The organism is Pseudomonas sp. GW456-E7, from assembly GCF_059424105.1.
In genome coordinates this window covers 110,096-125,949 of the sequence record NZ_JBWKZB010000011.1, presented here as the reverse complement: position 1 = coordinate 125,949, position 15,854 = coordinate 110,096, and the positions used below count along the sequence as shown (strand labels likewise).

At 60.2% G+C, this 15,854-nt stretch carries 12 protein-coding genes; 4 read left to right on the top strand and 8 right to left on the bottom strand.

Annotation, left to right across the window (positions count from 1 at the left end; translation table 11 throughout):
• Positions 1-6: 6 nt before the first annotated feature.
• The 3 genes from AC07YV_RS10195 to AC07YV_RS10185 all read left to right on the top strand — a co-directional run bounded on the left by AC07YV_RS10195 (position 7) and on the right by AC07YV_RS10185 (position 5,698).
• Positions 7-3,072: an efflux RND transporter permease subunit gene (locus AC07YV_RS10195; protein WP_102699398.1), complete on the top strand. Its 3,066-nt coding sequence runs from the start codon at positions 7-9 to the stop codon at positions 3,070-3,072.
• An 853-nt stretch (positions 3,073-3,925) separates the two neighbouring features.
• Entirely contained in the window at positions 3,926-4,207 is a 282-nt protein-coding gene (locus AC07YV_RS10190) for a DUF6124 family protein (RefSeq protein ID WP_102699397.1), read from the top strand.
• Between the two features lie 144 nt (positions 4,208-4,351).
• The gene (locus AC07YV_RS10185; protein WP_102699396.1) at positions 4,352-5,698 is read left to right on the top strand and encodes a Fic family protein; all 1,347 of its coding nucleotides are present in this window, start codon (positions 4,352-4,354) and stop codon (positions 5,696-5,698) included.
• A 50-nt stretch (positions 5,699-5,748) separates the two neighbouring features.
• Here AC07YV_RS10185 and AC07YV_RS10180 read toward each other — a convergent pair whose 3' ends face one another.
• The 4 genes from AC07YV_RS10180 to plsB form a co-directional block, all read right to left on the bottom strand.
• Positions 5,749-6,438 carry a DUF4197 domain-containing protein gene (locus tag AC07YV_RS10180; RefSeq protein WP_102699395.1) on the bottom strand — a complete coding sequence of 230 codons (690 nt, stop codon included), beginning with the start codon at positions 6,436-6,438 and terminating at the stop codon, positions 5,749-5,751.
• Between the two features lie 29 nt (positions 6,439-6,467).
• The gene (locus AC07YV_RS10175; RefSeq protein WP_102699394.1) at positions 6,468-6,866 is read right to left on the bottom strand and encodes a YbaY family lipoprotein; all 399 of its coding nucleotides are present in this window, start codon (positions 6,864-6,866) and stop codon (positions 6,468-6,470) included.
• A 99-nt stretch (positions 6,867-6,965) separates the two neighbouring features.
• The gene (locus AC07YV_RS10170; protein WP_102699393.1) at positions 6,966-7,310 is read right to left on the bottom strand and encodes a YbaY family lipoprotein; all 345 of its coding nucleotides are present in this window, start codon (positions 7,308-7,310) and stop codon (positions 6,966-6,968) included.
• Between the two features lie 169 nt (positions 7,311-7,479).
• A complete protein-coding gene (plsB, locus tag AC07YV_RS10165; protein WP_102699392.1) occupies positions 7,480-9,972 on the bottom strand; it encodes a glycerol-3-phosphate 1-O-acyltransferase PlsB in 2,493 nt (830 codons plus the stop codon).
• Between the two features lie 236 nt (positions 9,973-10,208).
• Here plsB and AC07YV_RS10160 point away from each other — a divergent pair, with 236 nt between their 5' ends.
• Complete coding sequence (locus AC07YV_RS10160; protein WP_007954750.1) at positions 10,209-10,418, top strand: cold shock domain-containing protein; 210 nt, start codon at positions 10,209-10,211, stop codon at positions 10,416-10,418.
• A gap of 139 nt (positions 10,419-10,557) precedes the next feature.
• Here the strand turns inward: AC07YV_RS10160 and AC07YV_RS10155 are convergent, their stop codons facing one another.
• The 4 genes from AC07YV_RS10155 to AC07YV_RS10140 form a co-directional block, all read right to left on the bottom strand.
• Positions 10,558-10,935: a hypothetical protein gene (locus AC07YV_RS10155; RefSeq protein WP_007978418.1), complete on the bottom strand. Its 378-nt coding sequence runs from the start codon at positions 10,933-10,935 to the stop codon at positions 10,558-10,560.
• Between the two features lie 84 nt (positions 10,936-11,019).
• Positions 11,020-11,829 carry a putative RNA methyltransferase gene (locus AC07YV_RS10150; protein WP_102699391.1) on the bottom strand — a complete coding sequence of 270 codons (810 nt, stop codon included), beginning with the start codon at positions 11,827-11,829 and terminating at the stop codon, positions 11,020-11,022.
• Positions 11,829-12,980: a succinyl-diaminopimelate desuccinylase gene (gene dapE, locus AC07YV_RS10145; RefSeq protein ID WP_102699390.1), complete on the bottom strand. Its 1,152-nt coding sequence runs from the start codon at positions 12,978-12,980 to the stop codon at positions 11,829-11,831. The genes AC07YV_RS10150 and dapE overlap by 1 nt, the downstream gene beginning before the upstream one ends.
• 235 nt (positions 12,981-13,215) lie before the next feature.
• Complete coding sequence (locus AC07YV_RS10140; RefSeq protein ID WP_102699388.1) at positions 13,216-15,807, bottom strand: glycosyltransferase; 2,592 nt, start codon at positions 15,805-15,807, stop codon at positions 13,216-13,218.
• Between the last annotated feature and the right edge of the window lie 47 nt (positions 15,808-15,854).

Sequence of the window (15,854 nt, the reverse complement as noted above, 5' to 3'; positions counted from 1 at the left end):
GCCCCGATGCGCTTCAACCTTTCCGAATGGGCGCTGCGTAATCGCCAGATCGTACTGTTCCTGATGCTGTTGCTGGCCATCGTCGGTGCACTTTCCTACACCAAGCTCGGCCAGAGTGAAGACCCGCCGTTCACCTTCAAGGCCATGGTGATTCGCACCAACTGGCCGGGCGCGACCGCCGAGGAAGTCTCGCGCCAGGTCACCGAACGCATCGAAAAAAAGCTGATGGAAACCGGCGAGTACGAGCGCATTGTATCGTTCTCGCGGCCCGGGGAATCCCAGGTCACCTTCATTGCACGTGATTCCATGCACTCGGCAGAGATCCCGGAGCTCTGGTATCAGGTGCGCAAGAAAATCAGCGACATCCGTCATACCCTGCCGCCGGGGATTCAGGGGCCGTTCTTCAACGATGAGTTCGGTACCACGTTCGGCAACATCTACGCCCTGACCGGCGCGGGTTTCGACTACGCCGTGCTCAAGGATTACGCCGACCGTATCCAGATCCAGCTGCAACGGGTCAAGGATGTGGGCAAGGTCGAACTGCTGGGGTTGCAGGACGAGAAAATCTGGATCGAGCTTTCCAACGTCAAGCTCGCCACCCTCGGCTTGCCGCTGGCGGCTGTCCAGCAAGCCCTTGAAGAGCAGAACGCGGTGTCCACGGCAGGCTTCTTCGAAACCAGCAGCGAGCGCTTGCAGCTACGGGTGACAGGGAATTTTCAGACGGTCGAGGAGATCAAGAACTTCCCGATCCGCGTCGGTGATCGCACCTTCCGTATCTCCGATGTGGCTGATGTGCGGCGTGGTTTCAATGATCCACCGGCGCCGCGCATGCGCTTCATGGCGCAGGATGCCATCGGCCTGGCGGTGGCGATGAAGGACGGCGGTGACATCCTGATATTGGGCAAGGCACTGGAAGTCGAATTCGCCCGCATCCAGAAGAACCTCCCGGCCGGTATGGAGCTGCGCAAAGTCTCCGACCAGCCTGCGGCGGTGAAAACCGGTGTCGGTGAGTTCGTGCAAGTGCTGGTCGAGGCGCTGGCCATTGTGTTGCTGGTGAGCTTCTTCTCCCTCGGCGTGCGCACCGGCATGGTGGTGGCCCTGGCGATTCCGCTGGTGTTGGCGATGACGTTTGCCAGCATGTATTACCTCGGCATCGGGCTGCACAAGATTTCTCTCGGTGCATTGGTACTGGCGCTGGGCTTGCTGGTGGACGACGCGATCATCGCCGTGGAAATGATGGCGATCAAAATGGAGCAGGGTTTCGACCGGGTCAAAGCCGCGAGTTACGCCTGGACCAGCACTGCCTTCCCGATGCTCACCGGTACGCTGATCACCGCGGCCGGCTTCCTGCCGATTGCCACGGCGCAATCGGGCACTGGCGAATACACCCGTTCGATCTTCGAGGTGGTCACCATCGCGCTGTTGGCGTCGTGGGTGGCCGCTGTGGTTTTCGTGCCGTATCTCGGGGAAAAACTCCTGCCGGACCTGGCGAAGATTCACGCCGCCAAGCACGGTGCCGGCCAACCCGATCCCTATGGCACGCCGTTCTACCAGCGCGTCCGGCGTCTGGTGGAGTGGTGTGTGCGCTGGCGCAAAACCGTGATCGCCGCGACTGTGCTGTTGTTCATTGCCTCCATTGTGCTGTTCAAGTTTGTACCGCAGCAGTTCTTCCCGGCATCGGGTCGCCTGGAGTTGATGGTCGACCTGAAACTGGCCGAAGGTGCTTCGCTGAGCAATACCGCCGACGAGGTCAAACGCCTCGAAGCACTGCTCAAGGACAAGGCAGGGATCGACAACTACGTGGCCTACGTCGGCACCGGTTCGCCGCGATTCTACCTGCCGCTGGATCAGCAACTGCCGGCGGCGAGCTTTGCCCAGTTTGTCGTCCTGGCGAAAACCATCGAAGAACGGGAAGCCCTGCGCACCTGGTTGATCTCAACCCTCAACGAGCAATTCCCCGCTCTGCGCTCGCGGGTTACGCGCCTGGAAAACGGTCCGCCGGTTGGTTACCCGGTACAGTTCCGTGTGACCGGGGAGCACATCGAGGAGGTGCGGGCGCTGGCGCGCAAAGTCGCGGCCAAGGTTCGCGAGAACCCGCATGTGGTCAACGTCCACCTGGATTGGGAAGAACCGAGCAAGGTGGTGTACCTGAACATCGATCAGGACCGTGCGCGGGCGCTGGGCGTGAGCACGGCGAACCTGTCGAAGTTCCTGCAAAGCTCCCTCACCGGTTCCAGCGTCAGCCAGTACCGTGAAGACAACGAGTTGATCGAGATCCTGTTGCGCGGCACCTTGCATGAACGCACCGAGCTGTCCTTGCTACCGAGCCTGGCGGTGCCGACCGATAACGGTCGCAGCGTCGCGCTGTCGCAGATCGCGACCCTGGAGTACGGCTTCGAAGAGGGAATCATCTGGCACCGCAACCGCCTGCCTAACGTGACGGTTCGCGCCGACATCTATGACAAGCAGCAACCGGCGACACTGGTGCAGCAGATCATGCCGACCCTCGATCCGATCCGCGCCGAACTGCCTGACGGCTACTTGCTGGATGTTGGCGGCACCGTTGAAGACTCGGCGCGCGGACAGAACTCGGTGAAGGCCGGCGTGCCATTGTTCATCGTGGTGGTGTTGACCTTGCTGATGCTGCAACTGCGCAGTTTCTCACGCACGGCGATGGTGTTTCTCACGGCGCCGCTGGGGTTGATCGGGGTGACGCTGTTTCTGTTGGTGTTCCGCCAGCCGTTCGGTTTCGTGGCGATGCTGGGGACTATCGCCTTGTCGGGGATGATCATGCGTAACTCGGTGATTCTGGTGGATCAGATCGAGCAGGACATTGCTGCCGGGTTGAAGCCTTGGCAGGCGATTATCGAGGCGACGGTGCGGCGGTTTCGGCCGATTGTGTTGACGGCACTTGCTGCTGTTTTGGCGATGATTCCTTTGTCACGTAGTGTGTTCTTTGGGCCGATGGCGGTGGCGATCATGGGGGGGTTGATTGTGGCCACGGCGTTGACGCTGCTGTTTTTGCCTGCGCTTTATGCGGCTTGGTTTCGGGTCAGGAAGGAGTCCGTTTGATCGGGGGCATATCCGTTTCTTCGGTAACGGCGGCTGGCGGTTTCGCCCTTACGGCGAGTCACTTTTTTTACAAGCGCCTAAAAAAAGTAACAAAAAAAACGCTCGCCCCGAACGTACGGCCCCTCGCTTAGGCTCGGGGTTCCTTCGCTCCGGCATTCATCCGGGGGCATTGCCCTCCGGTCGGCTTCGCTTCGACCTACATGCAATGAGTTCGGCTGCGCCGAACGGCGCTGCGCGCCCATCCCCGGATGAACACCTCCACTCAGCCTTCCGAGGGGGCGGGTAGATCAAAAGCTGCAGGCGAGCTAACGCTCGGCCTGATGAGTGGTGAGAAGCGTCTGTGTACGCCGATCTGCCTTTGCTCTTCTGTGGGAGCGAGCCTGCTCGCGAAGGCGGCCTGACAGCCGACCAATTTCTTTCAGATGTACTCGGTCAAATTGTGGGAGCGGGCTTGCTCGCGAAGACGGCCTGCCAGCCAACCAATTTCTTTCAGGTGTCCCCGGCCCAACTGTGGGAGCGAGCTTGCTCGCGATGGCGGCCTGACAGCCGACCAATTTCTTTCAGATGTACTCGGTCAAATTGTGGGAGCGGGCTTGCCCGCGAAGGCGTCCTGCCAGCCAACCAATTTCTTTCAGGTGTCCCCGGCCCAACTGTGGGAGCGAGCTTGCTCGCGATGGCTGCCCAACAGTCAACAACGTTTACCGCCAAAGCCAACCATTCAGACCATTCCCACAAGACTTTCAGCTTGCCCGTCAGAAGCACGATCTCTAGCCTTTGTCCGTCGCTGCCAATTCAGCGACCGGGACTGCAAGCCCGCGAATAGTCGTTAGGCGCCTACTTTGGGAGCTTCGCAATGATCAAAGACAGTCCTGATTACTCTGCCTCTGAATCCGAGAAACAAACGAGAATTTCAAACCGCCCCTGCCCAATTTTCACTATCCACCCAGGCGTCGACTCCGAAACCTTGCTTGTCCATGCCTACGAAACCCTCGCCTCAGCCAATGTAATGGCAACCGAACTGTCGTCCATCCTGAACGGCCCAACCTGCAATCTGGTACTCGGCATTCAGCAGATGATTGTCCTCGCGCAACTATCAGTGAATCGCGTCCTCGATCAGTTGGATCAGCAGCAATAGCAATAGGAAGAAGCCCGCTGAACCCGTACCCATCAGCGGGCCCTCATTGTTCCTACATTTATCTCGGACCCGTCTGATATTGAGGCTCATGAGCCCAGGTGTTGTACTCAAACCCCGGTTTTGTGAATGTTTGAGACAGTGCGTATGAAGAACCCACCCAAGTTGCGGGGACGGACCGACCCGGTGTTTGATCGGCTAGGGCAGTCGCCTCACAAGGAACGTCTCGCGGATTACTTGGCTCTGCTCAAGCCCCTGGACGATCAGGGGCGTTATCTGCCATTCGATGCGTTGCGCTATCGCTGGGCGCCGGGTCTGGATTCCAGTTTGTGCTGGGCCTTGGTCAAGAAAGCCCGGACGGCGCAGTATTCGAGTCTTTTGCCATTGGGTGATCCGGTGCGGTGGCTGCAATTCGTGCTGACGCCACTGGCGCAAAAGGCTATTTCCGCGGTAGACCGGCAAACCACTACGGCCGTGCTGAAGTACATGACCAGTCAGATCGGCGAGCGTGCGCACTTCAGCTATCTGCTCAATGACCTGATCGAAGATGAAGCCATCAGTAGCAGCCAGCTCGAAGGCGCGGCAACCACGACACGTGTGGCCAAGGACATGCTCAAGCGTCATCGCCTGCCGCGTACGCCGGACGAGCGAATGGTCATCGGTAATTTCAAGATGATGAACTTCGCCTGGGAGCAGCGCTACGAGCCTCTGAGCGTTGAGTTGATCGCGGCGATGCACCGCGTTGGCGTCGAGGGCATCGATGATCCGCAGTATTCGCCGGGGGTGTTCAGAAGCCGTGATGATGTCGTGGTGCAGGATGGCGAGGGCAACACCGTTCATACGCCACCGCCCGCAGCAGGTATCGGGTTGCGTTTGCAGGCGCTGGCGCAATGGATCAACCATTCCCATGACAACCTCCATCAAGCGGATTACCTTCATCCTCTGATCAAAGGCATCGCTCTGCATTTTGCCCTGGGTTATGAGCATCCTTTTCGTGACGGCAACGGTCGGGTCGCGCGGGCGCTGTTTTACTGGTTCATGTTCAAGAATGACTTCTCGGCGTTCCGCTACATCGCGATCAGCGTCTTGTTACGCAATGCACCGGTGAGGTACGGGCGCTCATACCTGGATACCGAGGCGGATGATCTGGATCTGACGTATTTCATCGATTTCCAGTGTTCGGTGGTGCTGCGTGCCGTGGGCAGTTTTACCGAGGCGTATCGGAAAAGTCTGGTTGATGCCGAGTGCTTTGATCGATGGTTGCGGGAAAGTGGTTTTCTCGAGCAACTCACGGAGAATCAGCGGGCCGTGTTTCAAGCGGCCAAGAGCGGAATGGCCAAGGAATTTACTGCGGTCAATGTGAAGGAAAACCTGGGGTGCTCTTACAACACGGCATCCGCCACATTGAATGGGCTGGTCGAGTTGAAGTTATTTGAGAAACGGAAGATGGGACAGGAGTGGGTGTTTTTTCTACGACCTGCCTCCGTGACCTGAACCAATGTGGGAGCGAACAGGCCCACTCCCACAGGGTTTTATGTTGTGGCTTAGAGCGTGCCGAATACCTTCTTCGCCAAACTGGTCGCCGCAGCCGCCGGGTTCTGGCGGATGGTTTCTTCCTGTTTGCCGATCATTTCGAACAAGCCATTCAGCGCCTGCTCGGTGACGTAGTTTTCGACGTTGGCATTCTTCGCGTCCAATACGCCCATTGTTGCCGCTTGCCCGGCGAACGAGTTGTACTGCTGGGCCAGGCCCACCTTGTCGGTGGCTTGCTTGACGATCGGCAGGAACTTGGCGCGGATCTGTTCGCGGCTGGTCTTGTTCAGGTATTGGGTGGCCGAGTCGTTGCCGCCGCTGAGGATGCCCTTGGCGTCTTCCACGGTCATTTTCTTCACGGCATCGACGAGGATTGGCTGGGCCTGGGTCACGGCGGTTTCGGCCGCCTTGTTCATGCTGGCTTCCAATTCATCGACCTGGTCACCCATGCCGAACTGTTTCATTTTGCTGGCGACCTTGCCCAGTTTGCCCGGCAGTTCGATTTTTACTTCCGGGTTGTTGCTGAAGCCGCCCGGGGTGCCGAGCTGTTTCACGGCCAGTTGCGCGCCTTGGGTCAGTGCGTCCTTGAGCCCACCGGTGGCGTCTTTCTGCGACAGGTCGCTGAGGGACAGCGCCAGGGCGTTGGCACAGATCATCAAACCTGCGCACAGGCCGGCAAAACGAAGGGTAGGGCGGAGCATGGCAGCTTCCTTGTTCAAAAAAGAGAGAATTAGCGAACGGCGTCGACGCGGATTTTCAACGGTTGCGGGTCCTTGCCATCAAGACGCACGGCATGGTTTTCGGTGGTGATGAACATCAGCTTTCCATCGACTTCGATGCGCGCGCTGACCGAGTAACGATGGCCTGGTTTGACCTGCGCCGGATCGTAACTCAGATGAAACGGCAGTGGCACCTGGCCTTTGACCGGGCCGTTCTGTTCGTCGAGGACAATGGCTGGTGCGTCGGCCAGAGACACGTCCTGCAAGCTCACGCTCAGGGTAGCGGTGGGCGGCAGGGCGCTGCGTTGCAGGTAAAAGACTTCGCCGTCGAGGCTGGCTTTCGGGGCAGGTTGCATGGACTGGCAGGCGCCGAGCAAAACCGCAAGCCCGAGGAGAGAGAGTTTTTTCATGAAGCGGATCCTTGTCATTGGCGCCCGAAGAAGACCGACGCCAACGACAATTTAACGGATTTTACCGAGGATATCGCCCAACTTACCTCGGGGATGTTCTCAGACGAGGTCGACCCACACTTCCTGCTCATTTACATAATCGACGCCCAGTTCCACCTGGTGTGGTTGAGTGGTGGCGAAGAGCAGACGGTCTTCGTGGGTGATGCTCGCGCTGATTGCATAGGTATGGCCGGGCAAGACATCAGCGAGTTTGTACGTCAGGTTGAAGTTCAGCCCGTCGGGTTTTTCGGCGTTGGCAGTGATCTGTGCGGCCAGTTCCTTCGCAAGGACGTCTTGCAGGCTGACATCCAGCAGGCGGACCTGAAGAGTCGAGTTACGCGGCAGCGCCATCTTTACTGCGTAACTCACTTTGCCACTTATGGTTTTTACGGTTTCGTTGTTCATATTGATTTCCTTATCAATTGATCGTCGGTAGTGACGAGCGTCCAGCATAGGGTCGAGGCAGCGTTTGCTATGTAGGGGAGTGCCTGCGAACAGGGGCGAAAAGGAAGTGGCATGAGTCAGAAGCATCCTTGCTTCAGCCATGAAACTTCCGCGCAGAGATGTGAGTGAGTCAGAGCGGCGTGACCAGCTCCGCGGCATCTTCACTGCGATGCAACGCCACCTGCCGGATCGACAAGCGGATCTCCGCCGGCAACACCCGTTTGGCCGCGCCTTCGGCCAGTTCGCCGAGCAGTTCGTGATAACCGAGCTTGCCCGCTTCGTCGCGCTTGAGCACGTCGAGGTCGAGCAGGGTCTGGATGAAGTGGCGGAACAGGCTCTTGTCGAAGAACTCCGGGGCGTTCAGGCCATGCAGGATCGACAGGCGCTGGGCCATGACCGTGCACAGATCTTCCAGCTCTTCGGCACTGATGCTGTTCTGGCCGCTGTTGAGCAGCAGGGAAACGGTCATGTAGAAGCGCTGCAGGGTTTGGGCGATGCTTTTCGACAGCAGCGTCAGCAGCACGAAATGCCGCGAGCTTGGCGCCGGGCGCAGGTACACATCGTTCTCGAAACGCAGCAGGCCTTGCTCGACAAAGGCCTCCAGCCACTGATCGATCACCGTATCCAGTTCCTCCGGCGACCAGCGAATGAACAGCTCCGCTTGCAGGTACGGGTACAGCGCGCGGGTGTAGCGCAGGATCTGTTCGCGGCTCATGCGCGAGGCACTCTGGAAGAAGCTCGCCAGCAGGGCCGGCAGGGCGAAGATGTGCAGCACGTTATTGCGGTAGTAGGTCATCAGGACGGCGTTCTGTTCGTCCAGATACAGGATCTTGCCCAGGGCATCGCTCTGCTCGGACAGCAGGTCCATGTCCTTTACGTGCTCGATCAACGCCCGGCCGTCACCGTCCGGCAGGGTGGTGTGCGGCGAGTACGGTACCTTGCGCAACAACGCCAGATACAGGTCGAGCACCCGTGCCATGGCGCGGTCGTCCAGGGCCAGGCGGCTGGTGGACAGCAGCGCCAGGGCAACGAGGTTGACCGGGTTGATCGCTGCCGCTTCGTTCAGATGCTGGGCGACCTTCTCGCCGAGGCGGTTGGTGGTTTCGTTGAGCCAGGCCGGTCTGAACTGCGGGCCGAGTTCCTGTTGGCGCCAGTCCGGCTGTTCGCTGTCGAGGAATTCCGCCAGTTTGATCGGCTCGCCGAAGTTCACCGCTACCTGGCCGAAGCGCTGCTTGAGTGCGCCGATGACTTTGAAGATGTCGAAGATCGATTCTTTCTTCTTGGCCGCACCGCGCAATTCGCCGAGGTAGGTCCGGCCTTCCAGTACGCGCTCGTAGCCGATGTACACCGGCACGAACACGATCGGCATGCGCGACGAACGCAGGAAGCTGCGCAGGGTGATCGCCAGCATCCCGGTTTTCGGTTGCAGCATGCGCCCGGTGCGCGAACGGCCACCCTCGACGAAGTACTCCACCGGGAAACCCTTGGTGAACAGGGTGTGCAGGTATTCGTTGAACACCGAGGTGTACAGCGGGTTGCCCTTGAACGTCCGGCGCATGAAAAACGCGCCGCCACGACGCAGCAGGCCGCCGATCACCGGCATGTTCAGGTTGATCCCGGCGGCGATGTGCGGCGGGGTCAGGCCATTGCGGAACAGCAGGTAGGACAGCAGCAGATAATCGATGTGGCTGCGGTGGCAGGGTACGTAGATCACTTCGTGACCCTGGGCGACCTTCTGCACGCCTTCGATGTGGTTGACCTTGATGCCGTCGTAGATCTTGTTCCAGAACCAGCTCAGCACCACTTCCATAAAACGGATGGCCGTGTAGGTGTAGTCCGAGGCGATTTCGTTGCCATAGCGCAGGGCCTGGGCCTTGGCTTTTTCCGGTGAAATGTTCTCGCGTTCGGCTTCGTCGAGGATCGCCTGTCTGACCTGCGGCTGGTTCAGCAGGCCCTTGACCAGGTTGCGGCGGTGGGAAATGTCCGGGCCGATCACCGCAGCCTTCAGGTTGCGAAAGTGCACCCGCAGGATGCGCTGGGCCATGCGCACGGTGCGCTCGTGGCCCTTGTTGTGCTCGATCAGTTCGCGCAGGTGGATCGGCGCGGAGAACTGCACGCGGGTCTTGCGCCCCAGCACGATGACACTCAGCAAGCGCCGCAGACGCCCGGTCACCGCCCAGCTATCGGCGAACAGGAGTTTCCATGGGCTGTTTTCGCTGTCCGGCGACTGGCCCCAGAACACGCTGACCGGAATGATCTGCGCGTCTTCGGCGGCGTTCTGGCTCAGGGCGCTGACCAGGCGGGTCAAGGTTGGCGGCGCGCCGCGCTTGTCCTGGCGGCCGAGCCAGTCCGGGTCCGGCGTCAGGTAGAAGAACGCGGCCGGTTCCAGCAGGTTGCCCACCGATACCGGCAGCACCGGGCGCGGCAGGCCGGCCTTGCTGCATTCGGTGTCGACCACGGCAAGGTCGGTCAGCGAAGGGTTTTGCAGGACGTAGAACACCGGACGACTGCGGTCGAGGTTGAGGGTGAACGACGACTGGTTGATCGTCTCCGAGCGAACCCAGAGGTACAACAGTCGGCGCAGGGTGCCAAACACAAGACGGCGGAACGGGGAACGGGTCATACGGCTTCTGCATGAGTGAATGAAACCAAGCGTTTGCTCGGGCGCTGCGTAGTGTGCCGGATTCGTCGAAAATCGGCAAAAAAGCGGCGAAGTAAACTGCTATTGAGAGTTTCAGCGTCTGTCATATACTCGGCGCTCTGTCGCCGTTGCCCTCATGGGACCGGTATGCGCAGGCTGACGTTCCCGAGGCTTTCCTGCGAAAAGCCCGATCAATAATAAAAAGGGAGTATGAACAAATGGCAACACGCGAAACCGGCAACGTGAAGTGGTTCAACGACGCCAAGGGCTACGGCTTCATTCAGCGCGAGGACGGGGTGGACGTGTTCGTGCACTACCGCGCGATTCGTGGCGAGGGGCACCGTTCACTGACCGAAGGCCAGCAAGTTGAGTATGCGGTGGTCGAAGGGCAGAAGGGGTTGCAGGCTGAGGATGTTGTAGGTCTGTAAATCAGTTCTTCAGATCACACAAAACCATTGTGGGAGCGGGCTTGCTCGCGAATGCGGTGTGCCAGGCGCAGTTGATACCGGCTGATCCACCGCATTCGCGAGCAAGCCCGCTCCCACATTTGATCGGTGTTGTTGGCTATTAAGCGGTTTTCCAGGTGATCTCTTCTTCACCATCGGCGCTGATGCGAATCCAGCGGTCCGCCGTCTCTTCACCTTCTTCCTCGACCCAGGTTCCCGGCGCGCAACGCACTTCGACGTTCAGCGCGGCAAACGCGGCGCGGGCGCAGGCGATGTCGTCGTCCCACGGGGTCTGGTCGCTTTCCAGGTACAGGCTGTTCCACTTGCCGACCGCTTTTGGCAGCCAGGTCACCGGCACGTTGCCGGCCTTGCACTTGTAGGTCTGGCCCTTCTGCACCCAATCCGAACACGGCCCAAGTGCCGCGCCGAGCCAGGCGGCAATGGCTTTGTGATCGACGTCGGCGTCTTTCAGGTAAATCTCGATATCGGGCTGGCGCATGGATGTCCTCACTGCGGGTCTGAAAAATCCATTCGCGGATTTAGCCGGCCTTGAGCCGTTGCCCAAGACCAAAAATGTTTGAAGTTATTGAAGAACGAAATAATCGTAGCGCATCGACACGGTGACCTCGAACGGCTCGGCCTGCTCGATAACGGCAGCACGGCGTTCGGCACTGGCGCGCCAGCCGTGGGGCGTCATGGCCAGCAGGTTCGCCCGGTCCTGACCACTGTGGAGCGTCAGTTTGAATTCCAGGGTTTCGCTGTGCGCCAGCGCCATGCCTTCCGGCACCAGATCCAGATGCTTGTCGTCGATGTACTCGCGGACTTCATCGTACAGCCGCTCGCGCAATTCCATCAGGTGGCCGTTGGTCGGCCCGACTTTCATCAGGCCGCCGCCGACGCTGAGCAGGCGTTTGGCTTCTTCCCAATCCAGCGGGCTGAAGACGCTGGCGAGGAACTGGCAACTGCCGGAAGCCAACGGTACCCGCGCCATGCTGGCGATCAACCAGGTGAGCTGCGGATTGCGTTTGCAGGCGCGTTTGACCGCTTCGCGGGAGATGTCCAGGGCATAACCTTCGGCCTCTGGCAGCGCCTCGGCGATCTGCGCGGTGTAGTAGCCCTCGCCACAACCGATGTCCAGCCAGCGCTGCGGCGCATAGCTGGCGGCCAGCTCCGCCAGGCGCCTGGCCACCGGCGCATAGTGCCCGGCATTCAGGAAGTCACGGCGGGCTTCGACCATTGCCTGGTTATCCCCAGGATCGCGGCTGTTCTTGTGCTGCACCGGCAGCAGGTTCAGGTAACCCTGGCGCGCACGGTCGAACCGGTGCCCGGCGGGGCAGACCACACCGTTGTCCACCGCATTGAGCGGTTCGCTGCAGATAGGGCAGGCAAGCATCAGGCGAGCAACTTGATCAGGGTCTGGTAGTAGATTTCGGTCAGCACATCGAGGTCGGCTGCAAGCACACGCTCGTTGATCTGGTGGATGGTCGCGTTGACCGGGCCCAGCTCAACCACTTGCGTGCCCATGGTCGCGATGAAGCGCCCGTCGGAGGTACCGCCGCTGGTGGATGCCTTGGTGTCGCGCCCGGTGATGTCCTTGATGCTCGACGACACCGCGTCCAGCAGCGCGCCTGGCTCGGTGAGGAACGGCAGGCCGGACAAGGCCCAGTCGACGTGCCAGTCCAGGCCGTGCTTGTCGAGGATGTCGGCGACGCGCTTTTGCAGGCCTTCGACCGTGGACTCGGTGGAGAAACGGAAGTTGAACACCGCCACCAGGTCACCCGGGATCACGTTGGTCGCACCGGTGCCGGAGTTGACGTTGGAGATCTGGAAACTGGTCGGCGGGAAGAAATCGTTACCGTGGTCCCAATGCTCGGCGGCCAGTTCTGCCAGGGCCGGAGCGGCGAGGTGGATCGGGTTCTTCGCCAGGTGCGGGTAAGCCACGTGACCTTGCACGCCGCGCACGGTCAGCTTGGCGCCGAGGGAGCCGCGACGGCCGTTCTTGACCACGTCACCCACCAGGGTGGTGCTCGACGGTTCGCCGACGATGCACCAGTCCAGGCGCTCCTTGCGTGCGGCGAGGCGTTCTACCACTGCCTTGGTGCCGTAGTGCGCCGGGCCTTCTTCATCGCTGGTGATCAGGAACGCGACTTTGCCCTTGTGATTCGGGTAGTCGGCGACAAAACGCTCGGACGCGACGGTCATGGCGGCGAGGCTGCCTTTCATGTCGGCGGCACCACGGCCGCAGAGCATGCCGTGTTCGTCGATCAGCGCGTTGAACGGCTCGATCTGCCAGGCCGTCACCGGGCCGGTCGGGACCACGTCGGTGTGGCCGGCGAAGCACAGTACCGGACCCTCGTCCTGGCCGTGGGTGGCCCAGAAGTTATCCACATCTTCGATGCGCATCGGTTCCAGGGTGAAACCGGCATCGCCCAGGCGCTGCATCATCTGCTTCTGGCAATCGGCGTCGACCGGCGTCACGGACGGACGGCGGATCAGGTCGATGGCGAGTTGAAGGGTCGGCGAAAGGTCGGCGTGGGCCGTCATGGAAAACTCCGGAAAACTTGAAATTGGGCATGGGCTACTGTGGGAGCGAGCTTGCTCGCGATAGCGGTGTGTCAGTCAACATAAACATTGATTGTTACACCGTAATCGCGAGCAAGCTCGCTCCCACAGGTATTGGGTCGGTTGGCAAACCGTACTCCGCCAAGCCCCGCAAAATGGCGGTTATCTTAAAGCAAAACGGCGACCATTGGCCGCCGTTTAGTGTATCTGCGGATATTTAGACGACAGGTGCCGTTTCAGGCTCGGCGGCCGGTTTCGGCAGCGACGACAGGAACGCCATGATCAGCGCCGCCAGATACGGCAGCGACTGCACCAGCAGCATGGTGACCCAGAAGCGCATGTCGTTGCTCGGCATGCCGTTGACCAGATAAATCCCCAGCGCCGCGCTCCACAACAGCAGCATGATGAACATCTCTTCGCGGGCTTCCGAAATCGCTACCCAGAAACCATGGTTGTCGGCGTTTTTCGGTGTGCGGAAGAACGGAATGCTGCTGGTGAAGAAGCCGTACAGCACCGCTTTGGCGATGGTGTGGGACAACGCCAGACCGGCCAGCGCAGCGCAGAAGGCATCCTTCAAATTGACCCCGACCGCACGACGGTAGAGGAAGATGATCTTGGCCACCTTGAACACGAACAGCGCCAACGGCGGGATTGCGAAGATCAGCAGCGGTGGATCGACCCGTTGCGGCACGATGATCATTGCCGCCGACCACAACAGCGCACCGACGGTGAAGAAGATGTTCATGCCGTCCGCCACCCATGGCAACCAGCCTGCGAGGAAGTGGTAGCGCTGGCCGCGGGTCAGCTCGGTGTCCTTGCCACGCAACAGGCTGGCGGTGTGGCGCTTGATGATCTGAATCGCTCCGTAGGCCCAGCGGAAACGCTGTTTCTTGAAGTCGATGAAGGTGTCGGGCATCAGGCCTTTGCCGTAGCTGGTGTGGTAGTACGCCGCCGACAGGCCTTTCTCGAATACGCGCAAGCCCAGCTCGGCGTCTTCACAGATGCACCAGTCGGCCCAGCCCAGCTCTTCGAGCACCGAGCGGCGGGTCATGGTCATGGTGCCGTGCTGGATGATCGCGTCGCGGTCGTTGCGGGTGACCATGCCGATATGGAAGAAGCCTTTGTATTCCGCGTAGCAGAGCTTCTTGAAGGTGCTTTCGTTCTGGTCGCGGTAGTCTTGCGGCGACTGCACCACGGCGATCTTCGGGTCGGCGAAATGCGGCACCATGTGCTTGAGCCAGTTGCGGTCGACGCAGTAGTCCGAGTCGATCACGGCAATCACTTCGGCGTCCTTGGCGGTGTGCGGAATCAGGTAGTTCAGCGCGCCACCCTTGAAGCCGGCCAGCGGTGCCACGTGGAAGAACTTGAAGCGCGGGCCGAGGGTTTCGCAATAATCGCGCACCGGTTCCCACACCGCCGGGTCCTTGGTGTTGTTGTCGATGATCAGGACTTCGAAATCCGGATAGTCGAGGTTGGCCAGGGCGTTGAGGGTCTGTTTGACCATCTCCGGCGGCTCGTTGTAGCAAGGCACGTGAATCGACACTTTCGGGCGGTAGCTGGAGTCGCCTTCCACCGGCAAAAACTCGCGCCGACGCTTGTGCACCCACACCGCTTCGGCCAGTTCATGGGCCTCGGTCAGCAACACGATAAACACCCCGAGCGCACCGAGGGCGAGCAGGAAGCCCACCGTCAGGCTGAACCAGGTGCTGTATTGCAGGCTGTAGTCGTAACCGATCCACACCAGCACCGAACCACAGAGGAACGCAATGAAGGTCAGGAAGGTGCGACCACGCTGGCGCAGGGCCGAGCCGTCGATCATCAGCAGGGTCAGCGACAACAGCGCCAATACCACCGAACCAACGGCCAGTACGCGCCACTGCGGAATCGCCACCACCGGGCCTTCGAAGTTGAACTTCTGCTGGCGCGCGGCATTGAACACGCCCCAGTAGGCGCCTACGGAACCTTCGTCGCTGGCTTTCCACGGCTGGTCAAAGGCTTCGATCACGAAGTAGTTGAAACCCTGGCGATTGAGCTTGTTGACCAGGGTTCGCAGGTAGATCGCCTGGTCTGCGGGCGAAGCATCGGCGCCACCGCGCATGCGGCCGTTGCTCGGCCAGCCCACTTCGGACAGCAGTAGCGGCTTTTTCGGGAACATCTTTTTCAGGTCGCGGGCGCGGTCGAGGACGAACTGCTGGGCCTTGTCCACCGGGATGAATTCCCAGTAAGGCAGGACGTGCGCGGCGATCAGGTCGACGTGCTTGGCCAGTTCCGGGTGTTCTTCCCAGACGTGCCATTGCTCGGACGTGGTCACCGGCACCTTCACGGCTGCGCGGACACGGTCGAGCATCACGCTCAGTTCGGCGGCGGTGATTTCCTTGCGGAAGATCGCTTCGTTGCCGACCACCACACGAACCACGCTGCGCGAGGAGTTGGCGATTTCGATGGCGCGGGTAATTTCCCGCTCATTGCGTTCCTGGTCCGGGCTGATCCAGATCCCCAGTGTTACCCGCAAGCCGAACTCTTCCGCCAGTTTCGGGATGTCTTGCAGGGTGCCATCGACCGAGTAGATGCGGATGTTATCCGTCAGCTTGCTCATGATCTCCAGGTCGCGACGCATTTGATCGTCGGTCGGGTACTGGTCTTTCTGCGGGAACTGGCCCTGCTGGAATGGCGAGTACGAGAAGCCGGAGATCTGCTCAGGCCAGTTGGGGGCGGTGACGGGGCGGTTGATCAGCGCCCAGAAGCCGGTAAACAAGGCCGCGATGGCGAGCACCACGACCAGGTTGAGTCCAAATTTACGCGATGACATGGTTATTTCAGGTTCCAAAGGCTGTGGAACGAAGGAACGGTTGGCTG